This is a genomic window from Oerskovia sp. NPDC060287 (assembly GCF_042726775.1).
Classification (GTDB): Bacteria; Actinomycetota; Actinomycetes; order Actinomycetales; family Cellulomonadaceae; genus Oerskovia; species Oerskovia merdavium.
This window is the reverse complement of record NZ_JBHXBO010000111.1, coordinates 1-4,199: the sequence shown is the minus strand read 5'-3', so window position 1 is coordinate 4,199 and position 4,199 is coordinate 1. Positions and strand designations below refer to the sequence as shown.

At 71.9% G+C, this 4,199-nt stretch carries 3 protein-coding genes and 1 pseudogene; all 4 read right to left on the bottom strand.

The window, feature by feature from the left end:
• Window positions 1-783 (bottom strand): annotated as a pseudogene (locus tag ACFWFR_RS11300) (hypothetical protein); the annotation flags it as partial.
• A gap of 83 nt (window positions 784-866) precedes the next feature.
• The gene (locus tag ACFWFR_RS11295) at window positions 867-1,337 is read right to left on the bottom strand and encodes a DUF6113 family protein (RefSeq protein WP_191803348.1); all 471 of its coding nucleotides are present in this window, start codon (window positions 1,335-1,337) and stop codon (window positions 867-869) included.
• Window positions 1,334-2,455, bottom strand: a complete 1,122-nt coding sequence (locus tag ACFWFR_RS11290) for a PIG-L family deacetylase (protein WP_377623025.1) — start codon at window positions 2,453-2,455, stop codon at window positions 1,334-1,336. The genes ACFWFR_RS11295 and ACFWFR_RS11290 overlap by 4 nt, the downstream gene beginning before the upstream one ends.
• 99 nt (window positions 2,456-2,554) lie before the next feature.
• The coding region (locus ACFWFR_RS11285; RefSeq protein ID WP_377623024.1) for an EF-Tu/IF-2/RF-3 family GTPase at window positions 2,555-4,199 on the bottom strand (1,645 nt) is incomplete at its 5' end.

The following is a 4,199-nucleotide window of genomic DNA, read 5'->3' as shown; positions in this document are numbered from 1 at the left end:
CACCGGACCTGCGGGCTCAGCGGGAGCGGGCTCGACGGGAGCCGGCTCGGTGGGAGCCGGCTCGGCGGGAGCGTCCGCCTGCTCGAACGCGAAGACCCGAGGAGAGTAGGGCACGTCGTCGTCATCGTCGAACGACGGGCCGTGAGCAGCTGCCGCGGGCTCGGTGTCCGCGACGGGAGCGGCAGTCGGCGCGGGTGCGCTCACCGGCTCGACCGCAACAGGGGCGTGCTCGACCGGCGCCGCTTCGACAGGAGCGGGGAGCTCGGCATCGGCCACGGTCTCTGCCGACTCGACTGATGCAGGCTCGACCGGTGCCGGGGCCTCTCCCGAAGGAGCATCTGCGGCTGCGGGCGCGGTCGCCTCGGCGACCGGCGCGGGCTCGGCAGGTACAGCCGGTGCCGTCGCGGGCGTGACCACCGCGTCCGAGTCGACCGGCGGAACGTCCGCGCCGGACTCGACCGTGACGTCCTCTGTGCCGAGCGTCTCGGCGGGCGGCTCAGGCGATGACACCGTGTCCGCGGCGGGCACTGCCGCATCCTCGGCAGGCGTCGGCACGGGCTGCGTGTCCAGAGACCCGCCCTCGACCGGAGCCGACTCCTCCGCAGGCTCGACGACCTCCTGGTCAGAGACGGCGCGCCCGGCCTCGGCGGCTGGGCTCGTCGGGGCGTCGGCCGCGGCGGGCACTGCCGCTGCGGCGGCCGGGGTGCCTGGCTCCACAGGAGTCGCAGTCCCGTCGCTCAGGCTCGGGTCGGGCGCGTTCTCACGCTCGGTCGGGTGTCCCATCGACTGTCTCCGTGATGATGTGGGTGCGCGGTCGAGCCGCGACGAAAGAGTGGGGGATGCGGGCAGCCCGCACGGGGGCAATTCTATGCGTCTGTACCGAAGTGTCCGGTGGGTGTTCCGGGTGAAGATCCGGTGGCGATCTGCGGCTGCGGCGACTCGTCGCTCGTGCGGGCGACGGCACGCACGGGTCGGTCGCTGAACCAGGACGCGGGGAGGAAGGCCGCGGCCGCTACGAGCAGCATCCCGCCGTAGACCCACACGAGCCCGACGGTCTGGTTGGGTACGAGCAGGTCACCACCCGGCCCGCGCATCGACAGGACCTGGACGGCGACGACCCATCCGATCGCGAACCCGACGACCCCGGCGTACCCGGCCCAGGCCCGCGCGAGCGTCCCCGCGGCGAGCACCGCGAGCAGCGCGACGACGACCCCCACGGGAAGGAGGTGGTCCGTCACCACGACACGGTGCATGACCGTGCCGACGACGCCCACGACGAGGCCGAGCAGCACGCACAGCAGCGCGTGCGTCAGGCGACGGGTTCCGGTCTTCTTCACGACGTCCACGCTACTGGTCCTGTCTGATCATTTCCCGTGAACGTGCGAGAGGCTCCCGCAGACTCCGAGGTCACCGTGTAGAACTCGCGTGAAGGAAGGGCAGCGAGGACGTCGTTGCTCAGCGCGTACCACCCGAGGACCTCACCCGCAGCGATCTGGTCCCGCTCCCCCTCCGGGGCTCCGTCGCCGTGCCGCACCGCGACGCCGACGTGCTGCACCTGGGTCGCGTGCGCACGCAGTGCGCCGACCACGGCACCGAGCACCGGCTCGACCTCGACCACGACGACCTCCTCGAGACCGGTCTTGGCCACGGGGGGCAGCGGCTCCTCGGGGTCGGGCAGCGTGAGCTCGGGATGCTCGGCGCGCAGCGCCGCGACCCCCGGCAGGACGGCCAGCTCACGTCGAGCTGCTCGCGCGACCTCGGCGGGCACCACGGACTGCCACAGCGCGAGCTCGTGACCCGCCGACGGGTCACCTGCGCGCGCACCGTCCAGCCGGACGACCTCGGGGTCCGGGGCTCCGCCGTCGGGCAGCACGGAACCCTGCTCCCGGGCGAGCTCGATCGCGCGGACCGTGATCTCGTGCGCCCGCACGTGGTCCGGATGGCCGTAACCACCCGACGGCTCGTACGTCACCACGACGCGCGGGCGCCGCTCGCGCAGCACGCGCGCGAGGCGGCGCGCCGCCTCGTCGAGCGGGACGCCGACGAGCGCGCCCTCCGGGAGGTCCGCCTCGGCCGCGGCCCGGGCGATGCCCGGCGCGGCCCAGGCCATGCCCGAGTCGCGGAAGGCACGCTCACCGACCTGGCCAGGCGAGCCGCCGGGCTCGCCGTCCTCGACCTGGTCGAGGAACACGTGGTCGGACACGCCCAGGCTCGCCAGCGCCGCGGCCAGCTCACCCTCGCGGTGCGCCGCGAGAGCCGGACCGTCGCCCTCGAGGTGCGCCAGCTCCGCGCCGATGACCTCGCCCTGCTCGCCGCGCGTGCACGTCACGAGCGTCACCGGCTCGCCCGCCGCCGCCCACGTCGCCAGCAGCGCGCCGGTCGCGAGGGTCTCGTCGTCGGGGTGCGCGTGCACGGCGAGCAGCCCACCACGGGGCTGGACCGGCTCGAGCCTCATTCGTCCTCCAGAGGTGCAGGTAGAGCGGAGCCCGCACCGCCGGCCACGAGGACCAGCGGCACGGGCTGCGTGCTCAGCGGTTGTGCAGTCCTGACGAGATCAGGACTTCTTGGCGCGGGAGAACGCGCGGGCGCGCTCGGTCTGGTCGAGGATGACCTTGCGGATGCGCACGACCTCGGGGGTGACCTCGACGCACTCGTCCTCGCGGGCGAACTCGAGCGACTCCTCGAGCGTCAGGTGCTTCGGAGGGGTGAGGTTCTCGAACGTGTCGCTCGACGCGGCACGCATGTTCGTGAGCTTCTTCTCCTTGGTGATGTTGACGTCCATGTCCTCGTTGCGCGAGTTCTCGCCGACGATCATGCCCTCGTAGACCTCCTGCGTGGGGTCGACGAAGAAGGAGCCGCGCTCCTGCAGGTTGATCATCGCGAACGGCGTCACGACGCCCGCACGGTCAGCGACGAGCGAACCGTTCACACGGGTCTCGATGGGGCCTGCCCACGGCTCGTAGCCCTCGGCGATCGAGGACGCGATGCCCGTGCCGCGCGTGTCCGTGAGGAAGCGCGTACGGAAGCCGATGAGCCCGCGAGCCGGGACGACGAACTCCATGCGGACCCAGCCCGTGCCGTGGTTCGACATGGTCTCCATGCGGCCCTTGCGCTGCGCGAGGAGCTGCGTGACGTTGCCCAGGTACTCCTCGGGCACGTCGATCGTCATGCGCTCCATGGGCTCGTGGCGCTTGCCGTCGATCTGCTTGGTGACGACCTGCGGCTTGCCGACGGTCAGCTCGAAGCCCTCGCGGCGCATCTGCTCGACCAGGATGGCGAGCGCGAGCTCTCCACGCCCCTGGACCTCCCAGGCGTCCGGACGCTCGGTCGGCAGGACGCGCAGCGACACGTTGCCGATGAGCTCCTTGTCGAGACGGTCCTTGACCTGGCGGGCCGTGACCTTGTGGCCCTTGCCGCCCTTGCCCGCGAGCGGGGAGGTGTTGATACCGATCGTCATCGAGATCGCCGGGTCGTCGACCGTGATGAGCGGCAGCGGACGCGGGTCGTCGGGGTCCGTGAGGGTCTCACCGATGGTGATCTCCTCGATGCCGGCGACGGCCACGATCTCGCCCGGGCCCGCAGAGTCCGTGGGCACACGGGTGAGCGCCTTGGTCTCGAGGAGCTCGGTGATCTTGACGTTCTGCATCGTGCCGTCGGCACGTGCCCACGCGACGGTCTGGCCCTTGTGGATGGTGCCGTTGAAGATGCGCAGCAGCGCGAGGCGGCCGAGGAACGGCGACGCGTCGAGGTTGGTGACGTGAGCCTGGAGCGGCGCACCCTCCTCGTACGTGGGGGCCGGGATCTTGTCGAGGATGACCTTGAACAGGGGCTCGAGGTCCTCGCTGTCCGGGACCGAGCCGTCGGCCGGCTGGACCGTCGAGGCGCGTCCGACCTTGGCCGCGGCGTAGACCACGGGCATGTCGAGGATCGCGTCGAGGTCGAGGTCGGGGACCTCGTCCGCGAGGTCGCTCGCGAGACCGAGCAGCAGGTCGGTCGCCTCGGCGACGACCTCCTCGATGCGCGAGTCGGGGCGGTCGGTCTTGTTGACCACGAGGATCACGGGGAGCTTGGCGACGAGCGCCTTGCGGAGCACGAAGCGCGTCTGGGGCAGCGGGAGGCGCTGATCCGGCTCGATCTCAAGGAGATGCTGGAGGAGGAGGGGTACTCCGTCGTCGGGGAGGCCGGTGACGGGGCCAAGG

Coding starts and splice junctions, on each gene's coding strand:
- ACFWFR_RS11290 (WP_377623025.1), bottom strand. CDS start 2,455: ATGAGGCTCGAGCCGGTCCAGCCCCGTGGTGGGCTGCTCGCCGTGCAC.